This window comes from Mycobacterium sp. NGS68, from assembly GCF_059812195.1.
Window position 1 is genome coordinate 86,477 of record NZ_JCALCE010000008.1, and the last position, 16,731, is coordinate 103,207.

Here is a 16,731-nt window from a genome sequence, read left to right on the forward strand (position 1 = left end):
TCGGAGCGCCGTGAACGACAGCGAACTGTTCGACCGCCTGCGGTCCTGGCTGGGGAATCGGCTGGGCGCCCCGGTGAGTCTGGAGCCGCAGGCGCCTCCGCGTAGCGGGTTCTCCGCCGACAATGTCGTCTTCTTGGCGACGGTCGCTGGCCGCACGACCAAGCATGTGCTTCGTCGGGACACCGCAGGCGAATCGCCGTATCCCGAGCAGTCGCGTGGTGTGGGAACCGGCGTAGCGTTGCAGGCCGCGGTCATGCGGGCGCTCGACGGAATCGTGCCGGTCGCCACCGGGGTCGTAGTCGAGACCGACCCATCGGTGATCGGCGTCCCCTTTCTAGTGATGGACTTCGTCGACGGAGTGGTGCCCATCGAATATCCGGCGTGCACCATCGAGGGATTCTTCGCCGATACCACGCCGCAAATCCGGACCACGATGATCACCTCCGGACTCGACGCGCTCGCCCGGCTACACACCACCCCGTGGCGTGCAGCCGGCCTGGCCTTCCTGCACGACGACCGCCATCCTCCCGGCGGGCGCAGGCAGCTCGAGTTGTGGAACACGCTGCTGCGACGTGGGTTACGGGGACGACGGGCCGACATCTTCGAGCGTGCCGCCGACGCGCTGCATTCCACGTTGCCACCGCCGCCGGCGGCGGAGGACGTCGTCCTCGTCTGGGGCGACGCCCGGCTGGGCAACATCATCTGGAACCCCACCACCGGAGAGCCAGTGTGCATGACCGACTTCGAAGGGACCGCAGTCGGGGAACGTGAACTCGACCTGGGCTGGTGGCTGCTGGCCGACCGGTGGATGCACGAGGGCTCCCAGGCGGACCGCCTCGGCGGCGAACCCACGCGTCCCGAACAGGTGGCTTGCTACGAACGGGCCGCCGGTGTCCAGGTGGGCGATCTCGGTTGGTACGAACTGTTTGCGGCATACCGGTTCGCGACCAGCGTCGTGACGGTGATGAACCGCTGGGTGCTCGCCGGCAATCTGCCCGCCGACCACACTCTATGGCGGGACAACCCGGCCACCGGGCTGATGGCGGCGATCCTCGACGAGCAAGCGTCGGTGCGCCGATGAGCGTCGGACCCCATGGTGACACCGGCGACGAGTTCCACCTTCCCGTTGACAGCACCGACCACGAATGGGCAGAGACCTGCTGGTTCACCTTCGCCGTGCCCGAACGCCGGCTGTCGGGGCAGCTGTATTCGTTCTTCAAGCCCACGCTCGGGGTGGTCGCGGCCGCCGCCTACCTCTGGGACGACACCGGAGACCAAGTGTGGAACTGTTTGTACGCCAGAAGTTTTTGGCACCTTCGGCTACCCGATGCGCCGTTGTCGAAACTGAAGCTGGCCAATGGTATTCGATACGAGGTACTAGAGCCCGGCGCTCGCTTCGCTGTCGGTTACGACGACCCCGACGGCGACGAGGTCCACGTCGACCTCACTTTCACCGGTATCGCCCAGCCCCACCTGCTCGGCGAACATCACCTCGACCAACCGGGCCGCTACACCGGTGAGGTCGTGCTGCGCGGTGAGTCGATCGCCGTCGACGCGTTCGGTTTCCGAGACCGCTCATGGGGCCGGCGGCCCCAGTACGGCCAGGGCATTCACGAGACTCCTTGCAAGACGGGCGGCTACAGCTACGCCACCAAGGATTCCGGCGATGCCTTTCTCGCGATAACCCTGGACTTCGGCGATGGCTCGGCGATCGTCATTCACGGATACCTTGTCCAGGACGGCACGAAGGCCAATCTGGTCGGCGGTCAACGAACCGTCGTCGAACGCGACCGCGAGACGGGTGCCCCGACTCAGGTGAGGCTGAGTGCGGTCGACGAACTCGGACGCAAGCTCGAGGCCTCGGGTGTGGTTGTGAATCGGCTCGGCTTCCTGGTCAATCCCAACCTGTGGACCTGGAATTGCCTCACCGAATGGGCCTGGGGCGGCAATACCGCGTTCGGCGAGGACCACGACAATTGGAGCGTCGCCGGGCAGCGGGAATTCAGTCGGCGATTCCTCGCCGGCCGGCGCGTCAGCGGACTAGAGCAGCGGGACTGATCGACAAAGCGAATCCCGATCAGTGCGCGCGCATCTCGTCATGCAGTTCGAGGTAGTAGGGCAGACTCTCCTGGAGCGCCTCCTGCGTGGTGAGCAGCGGCCGATAGCCCAGCTCACGCGCGGCCTTGTCGATGGAGAAGTAGTTGTTGACCGTGATGCGTTCGACGGCAAGCGGTTCCATGAGTGGCGCAGGCAGACCCAGGGTGAAATGTAGCCGCTGCCATAGGATCATGGCCGCCCGCACCAGGCCGCTGGGCACCCGTAGCCGAGGCCACGGATGTCCGCAGGCTTGCACCACCGGGCGGGCGAAGTCGAACATGTTGACCGGCTCGCCGTCGTTGATGAAGTAGGCCTGACCTCCCGCGTTACCTTTGGCATGCAAGTTTTCGGCGGCCAGCAGGAACCCATGCACGAGATTGCGGATATACGTGTTGTCCAGGCGGGCACGTCCGCTGCCGACGAGAAACTTGAAATGCCCGGCGAGCACCGCCTCGAACGTTTTGCGGAACACGGTCTGATCGCCCGGACCCCAGATGCTGCTGGGCCGGATGGCGCAGGTGTACATGCCGGTGACCCCGTTTTGCATTAGCACGAACCTTTCGGCCGCAACCTTAGTCTCGGTGTAGAGGTCGGCGAATCGTGTGGTGTACGGCATCGATTCATCGCCGTCGCGGATGGCGCGCCCGGTCATGACCACGCTGTTGGACGAGGTGTACACGAAGCGGGTCACCCCGTTCGCCTGCGCGCTGTGTACGAGATTCTCGGTGCCCCTGACGTTGACCGCGTAGCTACGCTCGCGGTATTGCGGGCCGGCCGCAGCGCCGCCCAGCAGGTCGATGACTGCGGCGGTGTGGAAGATCGTGTCGACCCCCTCGACGACGGCGGCTACCGCGTCGGGGTCGCAGATATCGCCGGTGACCACCTCGGCCCCGCTGCCCGGAGGTAGCTTGGGCGGTACGCGGTCGAACGCGCGCACCTGCAGTCCGCGCTCGAGCAGTGCCGTAACCAGGTGCGTTCCCACGAATCCGGATGCGCCGGTCACCAGGACTCGCCCGAGGTTCGGGTCGCGATCGCAGTTGTTCGTCGTCATCGCGCCATGTGACGGGCGATTAATCGGCTTACCTGCTCGGGTTGGTCGAGTTGAAGGAAATGACCGGCCCCCGAGATGATCTCGTGTGTGCTGCCTGCCGGTAGACCCGCAGCGCTGGCGGTGGCCAGCCCCGGGTCGAGGCCGCCGTCGAGCGCGCCATGAAGCAGTAGTAACGGCCTGCGCAGCGGTGCGCGGCGCCAGAAACGTTGCAGCGGGCGATATGCCGGATGCTGCCGACGGGGCTGAAACTGGCATTGGTAATAGGCTACGGCCGCTTTGCGGTGAGCCCGGTCGGGCAGCGCCGCCCACAGGTACTCCAGGTCGGTGGTGGCGTCGTATCCGGCTGGACACCAGTCCCGCCAGAGTCGCGGAACGACCCGGTGCAACGTGCGTTCGGGCAGCAACGGAAGCTGCTGATAGAGCACGTACCAACTCATGCGGGCCTGTGCGGGCATGCGCCGCAACACCTGTAGTCCACGTCGTCCTTGAATACCGACGAGCAGGGGAGTGGCGAGGGCTACCACGCACGCGAACGGCGAATCCGGGTGCGCCGCAAGCGCCACGGCGGTGAACCCGCCCCAATCATGGCCGACCAGAACCGCATCCGGTGGACTGCCGAGGTATCGGTGCACCGCGACCGCGTCGAACATCAGCGCGCCGACGTGGTAGTCGCCGTCGTCGGGAATCTGCGTCGGCGCGTATCCGCGGCTGAACGGAGCGATCACACGGCAACCCTGCTTGGCCAGCAGCGGGCCCAGCCGCCGCCATGTCCAGGCGGTGTCGGGGTAGCCGTGCAGGCACAACACCAGCCGGCCGTCCGGCGGTCCCCAAGCCAGGGCCGACACCCGAAGGTGTGGCAGGTCGAGCGTGAGGATCTCGGGGTCGATGTCAGACGTCATGCCGAAGCGGTCTCGGCGGCCACCGCCGGCGATTGGCGCCCGGCGCGCAGGAAGCTGCCGGTGCGCGCCGTGCCGAGCAAGTCCGTAGGCTTGCCGTCGACAACAACGGGTCGCCCGCTGATGAACACGGCTTTGACGGTGTCGTCGTTGCGGTTAACCATCCGTACCATGCCGTCATACTGCTCGGCGGGCGCTTCGGCGTACGCTTCCACGGATTCGTCGAGGTGTTCGGGGTCGATGACCACCAGGTCGGCGCGGTCACCGACCCGCAGATGCCCGGCGTCCAGCCCGTACCAGTCGGCAAGTTCACCGGTCATGCGGTGCACGGCGCGCTCGACGGTCATGAACGGCGCGCCGGCCTGCTCGGCGTCGCGGACACGTTTGAGCAGACGCAGCCCCATGTTGTAGAAGGCCATGTTGCGCATGTGGGCACCGGCGTCGGAGAAGCCCATCTGCACGTGGGCATCCTTGGACAACTTATTGAGTACGTGCGGCCGATGGTTCTGGATGGTGGTGTACCAGCGCACCGCCTTGCCATGTTCGAGCACCAGATCAAGGAACGCGTCGACCGGGTGCAACCCGCCGCGCTCCAACCCGACCTGTCCGAAAGACTTCCCGATGACCGAGGTGTCGGGGCAGTCGACAATCTCGGCGTCGAAAAAGTCTCGGTGCCAAACCTTGATGCCGAACCGCTTGTCGTAGTCCTTGCGGAAGCGGCGGCGATACGACTCGTCCTTCATCAGTTCGTCACGCTCGACGCAATCGGCGAGATGCATCGCCTCCTCGCCGGAGCCGAATTCCTCGAAGATGACGAAGTCGATCCCGTCGGCGTACACGGTGAACGGCACCGGCAGGTGCTGGAACCGGAAGTTGCCGCCGAGGCCATTGGCCAACGACGACACCGCCTTGAGCGCAAATATGCTTCCCTTGTTCGATTTTGGGTCGGCCGCGGCCAGCAGGCTGGTCTTGAGAGGTTTGCGGAAAAGACCAGCGGACTGTACAGCGTGCGACAGCAGGTCGTTGGGCTTCCTGATATTCGGGGCCGACTGCACCACGGCACCGCGCCGGCGCAACACCGACTTCAGCCGGCGGAACTCACGGGCTCTGGCGTAAGTCGAGGGCACCGCGCGAGATCTGCATCGATCGCCGTCGAGCTTGTCGAATTCAAGATTCATCGCCGACATTCCCACGAAGCCGGCATCGAGCGCCTCAGAGAGCATCCGCTCCATCTGCTGCAGTTCGGTGGCCGTCGGCCTGACCCGGCGGTCGGTGGCACGCTCCAAGCCCATGGTTGCCACCCGCATGTCGGAGTGACCGATGAACGAACAAATGTTGGGCCCCAACGGAAGTCGTTCCAGGGCGGCGATGTACTCCTCGCCGTTTGCCCAATTCTTGTGCTCGTGAATGGCTTTGACGACGTGATCGCGCGGAATCGCCTCCACTCGACCGAAGAGGTCGCCGGCGTCCTCGGCGTCGACGTGCACCGTCGATATCGAGCACGACCCCACCGCCACGGTCGTGACGCCGTGACGAACCGACTCTTCCAGCCCCGGGCCTTTCAACACCTCGACGTCGTAGTGCGTGTGGATGTCAAGGAAGCCGGGCACCACCCAGGCGCCCGACGCGTCGATCACGCGGCCGCAGTCGGCGTCGTCGAGTTCCTTGGGCGTCACGGCGGTGATGCGGCCGTTCTTGATTCCTATGTTGCGTACCGCCGAGGGCGCGCCGGTGCCGTCGAACCACCGCCCCTGGCGGATGATCGTGTCGAACGTCATGCCCGCTCCCTCCTGAATTCGGTCGCTGGTCCCGACGATTCCCAGCAGACGTATGAGACGAATAGTGATAGTGTCTCATACAGTTGCGACCCGATCAATGTCGCGGGCGCACCGAACCAAGCATCATCGAGCCGACGTTACCAGGAAAGCCAGGCAAATGCGCTGATTGCGACCCATAAGGGGGTATCGGCAACATCTGGCGGCCTCGGCGGTGAGACTTTGACCGGGATCGTATCGGAGCAGGATCGGACGGGAGGGCCACCCATGTATTGCAAGGACGACGAGAGTTACTTCATCGTCGACGCACACGTCGCCCTGTGGGACGCCCGGCCCGACAACCAGCGCAACATTCATGGCAAGCAATTCATCGACTGCTTCTATGACTATCACCGCAACCTTTCGCCGGAATCGCAGCTGTGGAGCTACGAGGAGTTCCGCTACCAGGGTGGTGGCCGGCTGATGAAAGACCTGTTCGTCGACGGCTACGTCGACCACGCCATATTCCAGCCGGCCCACCTCGGCGAGTTCTATCACCGGGGCTTCGGGCAAACCTGGGAGGCATCCGAGCTGGCCGCCAGGTATCCGGACAAACTCACCTACAACCATCACTTCGATCCTCGCTGCGGCGAAGCGGGCCTGGACCAGTTGCGCGTCGACGCGGCGCGATTCGGCCTCAAGGGTGTGAAGCTGTACACCGCCGAGTGGCGCGGCGAGTCACGCGGCTGGAAACTCGACGACCCCTGGGCGTACCGCTACTTCGAGGTGTGCCGCGAACTGGGTATCCGAAACATCCACGTGCACAAGGGCCCCACCATCCGGCCGCTGGATCGCGACGCGTTCGACGTCGCGGACGTCGACCATGTGGCATCGGACTTCACCGATCTGAACTTCGTCGTCGAACACTGCGGCCTGCCACGGCTCGACGACTTCTGCTGGATCGCCACCCAAGAGCCGAACGTGCACGCGGGCCTGGCCGTGGCGATGCCCTTCATGCACACCCGACCGCGCTACTTCGCCCAGATCATGGGTGAACTGCTGTACTGGGTCGGTGAGGACCGCATCCAGTTCTCCTCCGATTACGCGCTGTGGACGCCGCGCTGGCTGGTCGAGGCGTTCGTCGACTTTCAAATCCCTGAAGACATGGGCGACTACGCATCCATCACCACCGACCAGAAGAAGAAGATCCTGGGCCTGAACGCGGCCAAGATGTATGACATCGCGGTACCGGCCGAATTGCGACTGCCCGCCGCCGATGCGCCGGCGGTTGGCCCGCACGGCACCGACAAGCCGGTGGGTGCCCGATGAAAAGGTACGAATCCGCCTACGCGGCACTGAATTGCGTCGTCGACCCCGAACTCGACCAATCCATCACCGAGCTGGGGTTCGTGCGGTCGCTCGTCGTGTCGCCGGACGGAGACGTCACCGTCCACCTGCGCCTCCCGACATCGTTCTGTTCGCCGAACTTCGCGTACCTGATGGCCTCGGACGCCAAGGACGCACTGACACAACTGCATTGGACGTCACAGGTGGTCGTTGAACTCGACGACCACCACGACTCGGCGACCATCAATGCGGGATTGGCCGCCGATGCGGGCTACCTCGGCACCTTCCGCCAAGAGGCCGAGGAGTCCCTGGATGGCCTGCGAGAAACGTTCCGCCGCAAGGCGCATGACGCGGCGATGGAGCGCTGCATGTCCGCCGTGCTGCGCACCGACGCGCGCCGGGAAACGCTGGACGACGTCCGCCTCTGCGACATTCCCTACGGTCCCGCCAAGGCGGCACTGCTCAAACGTCGCGCGGCACTCGGCCTACCGTGCACACCCGAAGCGGTAGTGCTCGTCGACCACGCCGGACGCGAATACCCGCCAGAAGAAGCCGCTTTGGCACTGCGGCGAGCCCGCTCGACCAGGATCTCCATCGAGGGAAACACCCACTTTTGCCGCGGATTGCTGCGCACCCGGTATGGGGCCGACCCGACCCACGGAGAAGGAGCACTCTGATGAGCACCATGCGTGCTGTCCAAGTCATTGGCTACCACCAGAACCTCGAAATGCGTGACGTGCCTGTACCAAAACCGACGGGACCGTTCGACGTGGTCGTCAAGATCGGCGGGGCCGGAGTGTGCCGGACCGACCTGCACATCCTGGAAGGCCAGTGGGCGGAGAAGTCCCAAGTGCAGTTGCCCTACACGATCGGCCACGAGAACGCGGGATGGGTGCACGCCGTCGGGTCGGCGGTCAGCAACGTAGCCGAGGGTGACAAGGTCATCGTGCATCCGCTGATCACGTGCGGACTCTGCCGGCCCTGCCGATCCGGTGCCGACGTACATTGCGAGGCGAGTGCCTTTCCCGGTATCGACACCAACGGCGGCTATGCCGAATATCTCAAAACCTCTGCGCGCAGCGTGGTACGGATCGACGATGGGCTCGAACCGTCGGACATCGCGGCTCTCGCCGACGCGGGCCTCACCGCGTATCACGCGGCCGCGAAGGCCGCCAGGCATCTGACGCCCCGGGACCGCTGCGTGGTGATCGGTGCGGGCGGGTTGGGCCACATAGGGATTCAGGTGCTGAAGGCGCTGTCACCGGCCGAGTTGATCGTCGTGGACCGCAACCCGGACGCGCTGAAACTTGCCGAGGTGATCGGCGCCGATCACACCGTCATCGCCGACGGGAGCCAGGTGCAGCAGGTTCGCGACCTGACCGGCGGACGCGGCGCGGAGATGGTGGTCGACTTCGTCGGCGAGGGCGGGGCGACGGCCGAGGGTGTGGCCATGTTGCGCCGCGCCGGTGACTACCACGTGGTCGGCTATGGCGAGAACATCAACGTGCCGACGATCGATGTCATCTCTACCGAGATCAACTTCATCGGCAACCTCGTCGGGTCGTACAACGACCTGTGCGACCTGATGGCGCTCGCAGCACGCGGCGCCGTCAGGCTGCATACGCAGAAGTACCGCCTGGACGACTTCCAATCCGCCATCACCGATCTCGACAACGGCAACATCCGCGGACGCGCCATCCTCATCCCCTAGAAATCAGCCGGCCGGCCGCTTCTCCAGGAGTCGGACAAGTCGCGATTTGCATTGCGGTGCGTGCGGTGGCGGAATTGCCAACGGCGTCTTCTCAACTCGCAGCACTTCAGCTCCAAAGAACCCCGCGAGTCGGTGCGATCGATCGAGCGGCACCGACGATACTAGGCCTCAGACTTGACCGAAGCCACGCAGCATCGCGGTCAGGCTGTCGACCTACAGGCCTTGACACAGCTACCACCCACGAACCCACAATTGTGAGATCACGGGGGGAGCGCCCCCATCAAGAGCGAAGGTGGAGCCAGTGGTCATCGGCATTATCGTGCTCGCTGTGATCGTGGCGATCATTCTGATCGTCGCGTTTAGCGCATTGAGCATCTACAACGGGCTCGTCCGCCTGCGGAACGCCTATAAGAACGCGTTCGCGCAGATCGACGTCCAGCTGACCCGGCGGCACGACCTCATCCCGAACCTCGTCGAGACCGCCAAGGCCTACATGGCCCACGAGCGCGGCACCCTGGAAGCCGTGATTCAGGCACGCAACTCCGCGGTCACGGCACAGGCAACCGCCGCTGCGAACCCGGGGGACCCCGCCGCCATGGGTCAGCTGGCCGCCTCGGAAGGCGCGCTGACCGGTGCGCTCGGCAGATTGATGGCACTCCGCGAGGCGTACCCGGACCTCAAGGCCAACCAGAACATGATGCAGCTCTCGGAGGAGCTGACATCAACGGAGAATCGCGTCGCCTTCGCCCGCCAGGCCTACAACGACTCGGTGATGACCTACAACAACAAGCGCGAGGTGTTCCCGTCGTCGCTGCTTGCGGGCATGTTCGGTTTCACCGCGGCCGCACTGTTCGAGGCGGCCGGTCCGGAGGTGCGCGAGGTTCCGCGCGTCCAGTTCTGATCTAGGTCATGGACTTCTTCGAGCGCCAGCGTCAAGTCCGCGCGGCGTCGAGAAGGCTGGTGTTTCTTTTCATCTTGGCCGTGCTCGCGATCACGGCGATCGTCAATCTCGCCGTCCTCGCCCCGATGGCGTCCCGGAAAGGGGTAACGCCAGAGGAGTTGGTCGGGCTGTCGGTACTCGTCAGCGGTGGGGTGCTGGTGATGATCGGCGCCGTGTCGATCGTCAGGACGTTGATGCTGCGCCAAGGCGGCGGCGTGAAGGTCGCCGAAAGCCTCGGAGGGATACGCGTGCCGGACATGCCGACGGATCCACGGCTGCGGCGTTACCGCAACGTCGTCGAAGAGATCGCAATCGCTTCCAGCACACCCGTGCCCGTGCTCTACTACCTGCCGCATGAACCGGGCATCAACGCGTTCGCCGCGGGATACACTCCCGCAGACGCGGCGGTGTGCGTCACGCAGGGCTCGCTGGAACGGCTCAACCGAGACGAACTGCAGGGCGTGATCGCACACGAGTTCAGCCACATCGTGAACGGCGATATGCGGCTGAGCCTCAAGCTCATCGGCGTGCTGGCCGGGATCACGGCGTTGTCAGTGATCGGTCGGATGCTGTGGTATTCCGGTGGCGGCCGAGGGCGCGACCGCGACAACAGCATTCCGTTCTGGCTGGTCGGGCTGGTCGTCATGGCGGCCGGCTGGATCGGAGTCTTCTTCGGACGGCTGATCAAGGCGGCGGTCTCGCGTCAGCGCGAGTACCTGGCCGACGCATCAGCGGTCCAGTTCACGCGGCAGACGAGCGGGCTGACAGGCGCACTGAAGAAGATCGGCGGGCTCGAGGCCGGCTCCCGGCTGGGCAGCCCCAAAACCGAAGACGTCAGCCATATGTTGTTCGGCGAAGGCATGAACTTCTCGGCCATCTATGCCACCCACCCGCCGCTGATCAAGCGCATCCAGGTGCTCGAACCCGGCTTCACCCCAAGCAAACTCGACGAATTGCGCCAAGGCTGGTCCTATCAGCCGCCGGACGGCCTGGCGGAGGACTCGCACATCGGCCTCGCGCAGGCACCGGTCCAGCACGCTCCGCCGCGCCGCCTCGACGCCCGCGAATACGCTGCGGCCGTTGGCAACCCGACCCCGGACGCCTACCAAGCGGGGACACGCACCCGAAAAGCGATCCCGCAGAACATCGCCGACCTTGCGCACAACTCCGCCACCGCGGTTCCGTTGATCTACGGGCTGATCTTCGACCGCAACCAGAATGTCCGACAGGCCCAATACGGAATCGTCGCTAACTATCACGGCAAGCAAGTGGCCGACGAAGCATGGCGGTTCTCAGCGGATTTGGTGCAGCTCGACCCGAGCTTGCGCCTGCCAGTCGCCTCCATCGCGTTTCCCGCTCTGCGCGGCCGCCCCGAGGCCGAGACGCGGATGATGACCTCGGTCATCGGCGAACTGATCAAGGCCGACGGTCAGATCGACATATTTGAATACTGCCTTGGCACACTCGTTTTCGTCGGCCTACACGAAGCCCTGACGTCCGGATCGCCGTGGAAGAGCAGGCGTCAGAGCCTGGCCAGCGCCCAAAATGCGATTTCCTGCCTCATTGCCGTACTGGCGCAAACCTCCAATAAGGACCCGCGCGCCGCCGCGGCGGCATTCCAGGCGGGAATCGCCGTCGCATACCCCCAGGCCCGGATCCCTTTCCTGCCAGTTCAGGACATCTTCACGCTCGAAGACGTGTGGCCGGTGATCGATGGACTGGAAGGCAACGACAAGGCGACTGTCGTTGCGGCAGTCGTGACGACGGTAATGGCCGACAGGGTCGTCACGGTGGAAGAGTCTGAGTTGCTCCGCACCGTGTGCGGCGTGCTGCACTGCCCGGTCCCGCCAGTCATCTGAGCAACCGTCGGAAAGAAACGAGGCCCCAGCCATGACAGGGAATCTGCCCGCCACCGCTCTCGAGCTGCGCTCGTTGGTGACATCCGATGGCACGCTTGAACTCTCGCTGCACGATGTTCCGGTGCCGGCCCCCGGCCCCGACGAGGTGGTGGTACGCGTGGAGGCCTCGCCGATCAACCCGTCGGACTTGGGCCTGCTCATTGCCAGTGCCGACATGACCAGCGCGACGGTAGCGGGCACACCCGAACGTCCCGTCGTCACCGCGCCTCTCGCAACGAACTCGCTGACAGCGCTGTCGGCGCGACTCGACCAGTCGCTTCCAGTGGGTAACGAGGGCGCGGGGACCGTGGTGGCCGCGGGGTCTTCCGATACGGCGCAGGACCTCATCGGAAAGACGGTCGCGATTGCGGGCGGAGCGATGTACTCGCAATACCGGGCGATCGACGCGGCCGCATGCCTGGTTCTGCCCGACGGGGTCACCGCGAGGGACGGGGCATCGTCCTTCGTCAACCCGATGACGGCGCTTGGCATGACAGAAACCATGCGCCGCGAAGGACATTCCGCCTTGGTACATACGGCCGCGGCGTCGAACCTCGGCCAAATGCTGGTGAAGCTGTGCCAGAAAGACGGCATACCGCTGGTTAATATCGTCCGCAAGCCCGAGCAAGAGTCGCTGTTGCGGTCACTCGGTGCTACCTATGTGCTGAACTCTTCAGCGCCGTCGTTCTCGACGGACCTCGTGGAGGCACTCAAGGCAACCTCTGCGACCCTCGCGTTCGACGCCACCGGCGGAGGGACGCTGGCGAGCCAGATCCTCAACGGCATGGAGCAGGCGGCCAATGCGACCGCGGCGGAGTACTCACGCTACGGGTCGAGCATCCACAAGCAGGTCTATATCTACGGCGCACTCGACACCAGTCCCACGGTGCTGACCAGGAACTTCGGGATGGCGTGGGGTGTCGGGGGATGGCTGCTCACGCCGTTTCTGCAGAGCGCAGGGGCCGAGACCTTTGGCCGGCTGCGCGCACGGGTGGCCACCGAGCTCACCACGACGTTCGCCAGTCGCTACACTCGGGAGGTCTCGCTTGCCGGCATGCTCAAACCCGACGCGTTCCACGAGTACGTCAAGCGAGCGACCGGCGAGAAATTCCTTGTGACTCCGCATATCGTTCCCTGACAACCGCGAGCAAATCGCCGGTGCAACAGCCAATATAGAGAGGTAACCGACACAGGGGTATCTGATATGAGCTCGGCGCTCGGGTTGTCGATCGGGGTGGCCAACCTCGTTGCGGCTCGCGCGGGAAGTGTCCCCGTGAGCCGACGGTCGGTGCTGACGTTGTTCGACCAACGCCCAAGTGAAGTTGGCCTGCCCGACCAAAATTCAGACTCGGGCGAAGCGGGCCTGGTGATCCGCGGGTTTGTCGAACGGGTCGGCGACCGAGTTCCGTTGGTGGCGGCCGACGGCGCGAGGTACGTCGGTGCGGCCCTGACGGTTCAAGCGCTCGACGCGATGGCACGATTGGTCGGCTACGGAAGGCCAATCGGTATTGCGGTACCCGCGTATTGGTCCGGCACTCAGACCGAGGCGCTCCGCGGCGAGTTGTGCGATCACCCTACGCTGGCCTCGAATGGTGTGGCCGCCCTGCTGGTCTCCGATGCGGTGGCCGCGACAGCAGGGCTGTCCGGTAACCCAGAATTCCCCACGAACGGTCTCGTGGCACTGTGTGATTTCGGCGCGGGCGGCGCGACCGTCACCCTGATCAAGCCCGGGGCGAACTTTCAGCAGGTCGGCGAGTCGGCCCGCCGAACGGCCTTCGCGGGTGACAACATCGACCAACTGATCGCCGATCACCTTCAGGCCAAGGCCCGTAACGCCCGCACCGCTTCCCTCAAAAACGCCATTCGAACGGGCCTGCCGGGCCTTGCGCCGCGCGATTGCCGGCGCGTCAAGGAACAACTGTCGACTATGGAGGAGACGGCGATCGGGACGGACTACGGTATCGACATACGGCTGTCCCGCAAAGACTTCGAGAAAATTGTCGCCCAAGCATTGAACCGGTTCGTTGCCTCGGTCGAGGAGACGTTGCAGCGCAACGGGATTCCGAAGGGAAGCCTGGCCGCGGCCGCAATTGTGGGCGGTGGTGGAAGCATTCCCTTCCTGCGCGCCACGCTGCAGGAGCGGCTGCGCGTTCCCGTGTTCACCACGCCCCAACCCGCGTTCACCGCCGCGATCGGCGCGGCGATGCTCGCTGGGGAGCCATCCCCTCCGGCCAGCCGCAGGCCGCCGCCCGTCGTCCCAGCGCCGCCGCCGCGGACCAATACGCCGCCGCCAGCGCCGCGCACGCCGCCGCCGGCGCCCCGCACGCCGGCGCCCCGCACCCCGCCGCCGCGGGCCAATACGCCGCCGCCGGCGCCCCGCACGCCGCCGCCGAGGCCCCCCTCCCCGCCGCCCATGCCCAGCGCCCCTCCGACGGTTGCCGGCAGTCACGGGACCCAAACCGCCCCAACCGCATCCACCGGCGACCGCGTCGAGGGGCCCTCGCCTCCCCACAGCGCCCTGGCCTGGTCGGAAGCCGCCGGTACGGGCGGCGAACCCGTCCCGTACACCGGCCCCGACCACGCGGACGAACCCGTCGTGGAATCGGCCGCTGACCATGAGGAGCAGCCTGAGGAGGATCGCGACCACCCGGCCGAACTCGGCAAGCTGCCCTGGTACAAGCGCTCGGCCCTGGTCTTGACGGTCGTCGGTGCCCTCGTCGCGGTGCTCGCGGCGGTGGGTTTGGCGCTCGGCCTGGTGGGTTTCGGCAAGAAGGCCCCGGGCGGCACGCCCACGCCGAGTTCGACCGAAACATCGCAGACAACGACCGAGGCCACCCTGAGCAGCGCCACGACCACCACCACCGAGGCGCCATCGCCCACTCCCGAGCCGTCGGACACGTCGACGTACGTCCCGCCGCCGACCTCGTATGTCCCGCCCCCGCCGACGAGGACCAACCCGCCGCCGTCGACCACGCCGTCGCAGAAGCCGACCCGGTCATCGCAGACACCGTCGCCGTCGCCTTCGACAAGCCATCACGTGCCGTTCCCGCCGTTCCAGCCACCCACTCCCAAGCACTAGTGCTGTCCCGTGCTCGCGAGCGAGCGCAGATGTGCGGCGACACGCCGCGCTGACCGGCATTGTGTGCACAGTCAGGTTGTCGCGCAAAGGCGGGCAAACCGGCACATGGTTCCCGGGCCGACGACAGAGTGACAGAGGGGGCCATCCAACCGCCCGGCTTCCTCCCCAAGCGTGGGAGCGTGGGCGCTCTTGTCAGCGACGCCCTAGCCGCGTCAGCGACTGGTCGCGATGTGGTTGAGCAAGTCCCGCGCGGCCCCCGCCGGCGGGGCCTGGGCGCCCAACCAGATCGCACGCAGGTCCCGTCGCAGATCCAGATCCGCAACGGGAACGGCCCGCAGACGACCGTGGTTGAGGTCGTCGCTGACGGTGAGCCGACTCATCACCGCCGGACCGGCACCCTCCAGTACAGCCGCGCGAACCGCTGCGGCAGAAGCGAATTCGAGCGGATGAGCGGCGGGGGACTGGTCGCCGTCCAGCGTCTCCTCGGTGCCCAGCAGCAGGCGCCACCCCGACTTGCGTGATACCAACGGCGTCTGGCGAAGCTCGGCCACCGTAATCGGAGCCGACCGCCGCACCCACTTGTGATCGGGCGGCACGACGAGGACCAGCTCGTCGCGCCCGATGACCCGGCTGCGCAACCCGCGCAGCGCGCCGCGGGTCTCGATGAAGCCCAGCTCCGCGCGCCCGTCGCGCACCGCGGCGATCGCGCCCTCACTGTCGGTGGCGTCGAAGCTGACCTCCGGCGCGATCCCGCCGCGCCGCAGGGCTGCCGCCTGCAGCGACACCAGCCAGCGGGGCAGCAGTTGCTCGGCCACCGTCTGGCTTGCGGCCACCTTGAGCCGGCTGCGACGCTCGGCGCGCAAGGACGCCAGCCCGGCGTCGACGCGCTGCGCGACATCGAGCACCTGGTCCGCCCACTCGGCGACGACCTCACCGGCCGCGGTCAGCTGCGTGCCCCGCGTCGTGCGTGTCACCAGGCGCACGCCGATCTGGGATTCGATCGACGTCAGCCGCGCCGAGACGGCCTGCTGACTGATCCCCACTTCCCGGCTGGCCGCGCTCAGGCTGCCCATGCGGGCGATAGCCGACAACACCTCGAGTGCGGAAAGTTCAGGCATCCGCGCGCTTAACGCCACGCCTGATGGTACAAGGCGGGCTTGTATCGCGGCAAGCATATGACGGCTATCGCGACCCCGTCGCCGGATGAACGATCGATGCCATGAACACTGCAATCGGCTTCCTGGGCCGCTTCATCGCCGGCGCGCTGCTGGCCATCGCGATCGCGGTTGGTTTCGCGGCCGCCAGCCACGCCGACGACAACCGGCCGCCCGTCTCAGCTCAACCGTGCGCGGTGATCCATGTGTAGGTGAAGCGTTGCCCCGCGGGAATGCTCTTCGCCAAACCAGCCGCGATGGACTTCTCGAATCTGCTTCCCATCAAAGGGATTCTGACCTCGACTTGGCCTGCATAGCGCGCTTGCGTGCCGTCGTTCACGGGCGTTAGCCATGCCTGCGCGCGGCCCGAGCCCAACCCGGGTGAGGGCGAGACGCTGACCTGCCCTTGCGCCCGACCGTCGCCGACGGCCCGCCACGTTTCGCGCTGCACCAGCCTCAGCTCGCCGGGAATCAGCTTGGCTACCGCGCCCGGCAGCAGATGGCGACCCAGCTGCTGGGTGAAGCGCACGGCCACGGTGCCGTCGGCGTCGACGCTCAGCGAATTTAACGTGGTGTCGACGTCACCAAGCGCGACGCGGGCCAGCCAGTAGTCCTCGCGGGCGTACGCCCGAAGGATTTGTTCGACGCTGGCGGGCGACTCGGTCAGGATTTCGAACGAGCGCGGCATGGCAGACCACAGTACCCACCGTGTGAAGCACTTCACATCTGCGCGGCAATCGGGAACTGATTAAACTAGCTAAGTGTTAAACTAGCTAATAACCCATAGACGTATTGGAGAACAAT

15 protein-coding genes are annotated in these 16,731 nt (G+C 65.8%); 10 read left to right on the forward strand and 5 right to left on the reverse strand.

Annotated features, from left to right (window positions below; genetic code table 11):
- Positions 1 to 10: 10 nt before the first annotated feature.
- Positions 11 to 1,081 carry a phosphotransferase family protein gene (locus AC5Y5V_RS11525; protein ID WP_499934480.1) on the forward strand — a complete coding sequence of 357 codons (1,071 nt, stop codon included), beginning with the start codon at positions 11 to 13 and terminating at the stop codon, positions 1,079 to 1,081.
- Positions 1,078 to 2,058: a DUF7064 domain-containing protein gene (locus tag AC5Y5V_RS11530; RefSeq protein ID WP_499934482.1), complete on the forward strand. Its 981-nt coding sequence runs from the start codon at positions 1,078 to 1,080 to the stop codon at positions 2,056 to 2,058. The genes AC5Y5V_RS11525 and AC5Y5V_RS11530 overlap by 4 nt, the downstream gene beginning before the upstream one ends.
- 19 nt (positions 2,059 to 2,077) lie before the next feature.
- Here the strand turns inward: AC5Y5V_RS11530 and AC5Y5V_RS11535 are convergent, their stop codons facing one another.
- Genes AC5Y5V_RS11535 through AC5Y5V_RS11545 form a run of 3 tightly spaced genes read right to left on the reverse strand, consistent with a single transcriptional unit; the run spans position 2,078 to position 5,822 of the window.
- Positions 2,078 to 3,148, reverse strand: a complete 1,071-nt coding sequence (locus AC5Y5V_RS11535; protein ID WP_499934484.1) for an NAD-dependent epimerase/dehydratase family protein — start codon at positions 3,146 to 3,148, stop codon at positions 2,078 to 2,080.
- Entirely contained in the window at positions 3,145 to 4,047 is a 903-nt protein-coding gene (locus tag AC5Y5V_RS11540; RefSeq protein WP_499934487.1) for an alpha/beta fold hydrolase, read from the reverse strand. Before AC5Y5V_RS11540 ends, AC5Y5V_RS11535 begins: the two co-directional genes overlap by 4 nt.
- Positions 4,044 to 5,822 (reverse strand): N-acyl-D-amino-acid deacylase family protein, encoded by a 1,779-nt coding sequence (locus AC5Y5V_RS11545; RefSeq protein ID WP_499934490.1) that lies wholly within the window; start codon positions 5,820 to 5,822, stop codon positions 4,044 to 4,046. Before AC5Y5V_RS11545 ends, AC5Y5V_RS11540 begins: the two co-directional genes overlap by 4 nt.
- 264 nt (positions 5,823 to 6,086) lie before the next feature.
- Between AC5Y5V_RS11545 and AC5Y5V_RS11550 the strand changes: the two genes are divergently transcribed.
- The 7 genes from AC5Y5V_RS11550 (at position 6,087) to AC5Y5V_RS11580 (ending at position 14,773) form a co-directional block, all read left to right on the forward strand.
- On the forward strand, positions 6,087 to 7,127 hold the full coding sequence (locus AC5Y5V_RS11550; RefSeq protein ID WP_499934492.1) for an amidohydrolase family protein: 1,041 nt from the start codon (positions 6,087 to 6,089) through the stop codon (positions 7,125 to 7,127).
- Complete coding sequence (locus tag AC5Y5V_RS11555; RefSeq protein ID WP_499934495.1) at positions 7,124 to 7,822, forward strand: metal-sulfur cluster assembly factor; 699 nt, start codon at positions 7,124 to 7,126, stop codon at positions 7,820 to 7,822. Before AC5Y5V_RS11550 ends, AC5Y5V_RS11555 begins: the two co-directional genes overlap by 4 nt.
- An 8-nt stretch (positions 7,823 to 7,830) precedes the next feature.
- Positions 7,831 to 8,856, forward strand: coding sequence for an NAD(P)-dependent alcohol dehydrogenase (locus AC5Y5V_RS11560; RefSeq protein WP_499934867.1), 1,026 nt, complete (start codon positions 7,831 to 7,833; stop codon positions 8,854 to 8,856).
- 301 nt (positions 8,857 to 9,157) lie between these two features.
- A complete protein-coding gene (locus AC5Y5V_RS11565; protein WP_499934500.1) occupies positions 9,158 to 9,757 on the forward strand; it encodes a LemA family protein in 600 nt (199 codons plus the stop codon).
- Positions 9,758 to 9,765: 8 nt separating this feature from the next.
- Entirely contained in the window at positions 9,766 to 11,655 is a 1,890-nt protein-coding gene (locus tag AC5Y5V_RS11570; protein WP_499934504.1) for a M48 family metallopeptidase, read from the forward strand.
- Between the two features lie 31 nt (positions 11,656 to 11,686).
- The gene (locus AC5Y5V_RS11575; RefSeq protein ID WP_499934506.1) at positions 11,687 to 12,832 is read left to right on the forward strand and encodes a zinc-binding dehydrogenase; all 1,146 of its coding nucleotides are present in this window, start codon (positions 11,687 to 11,689) and stop codon (positions 12,830 to 12,832) included.
- Positions 12,833 to 12,898: 66 nt separating this feature from the next.
- A complete protein-coding gene (locus AC5Y5V_RS11580) occupies positions 12,899 to 14,773 on the forward strand; it encodes an Hsp70 family protein (protein WP_499934510.1) in 1,875 nt (624 codons plus the stop codon).
- Between the two features lie 212 nt (positions 14,774 to 14,985).
- Here the strand turns inward: AC5Y5V_RS11580 and AC5Y5V_RS11585 are convergent, their stop codons facing one another.
- On the reverse strand, positions 14,986 to 15,891 hold the full coding sequence (locus tag AC5Y5V_RS11585; RefSeq protein WP_499934515.1) for a LysR family transcriptional regulator: 906 nt from the start codon (positions 15,889 to 15,891) through the stop codon (positions 14,986 to 14,988).
- A gap of 101 nt (positions 15,892 to 15,992) precedes the next feature.
- On the opposite strand from AC5Y5V_RS11585, the gene AC5Y5V_RS11590 reads away from it, so the two are divergent.
- Entirely contained in the window at positions 15,993 to 16,139 is a 147-nt protein-coding gene (locus AC5Y5V_RS11590; protein ID WP_499934518.1) for a hypothetical protein, read from the forward strand.
- Here the strand turns inward: AC5Y5V_RS11590 and AC5Y5V_RS11595 are convergent.
- Positions 16,112 to 16,615, reverse strand: coding sequence for a DUF2505 domain-containing protein (locus AC5Y5V_RS11595; protein ID WP_499934521.1), 504 nt, complete (start codon positions 16,613 to 16,615; stop codon positions 16,112 to 16,114). The genes AC5Y5V_RS11590 and AC5Y5V_RS11595 overlap by 28 nt on opposite strands.
- Positions 16,616 to 16,731: the final 116 nt, after the last annotated feature.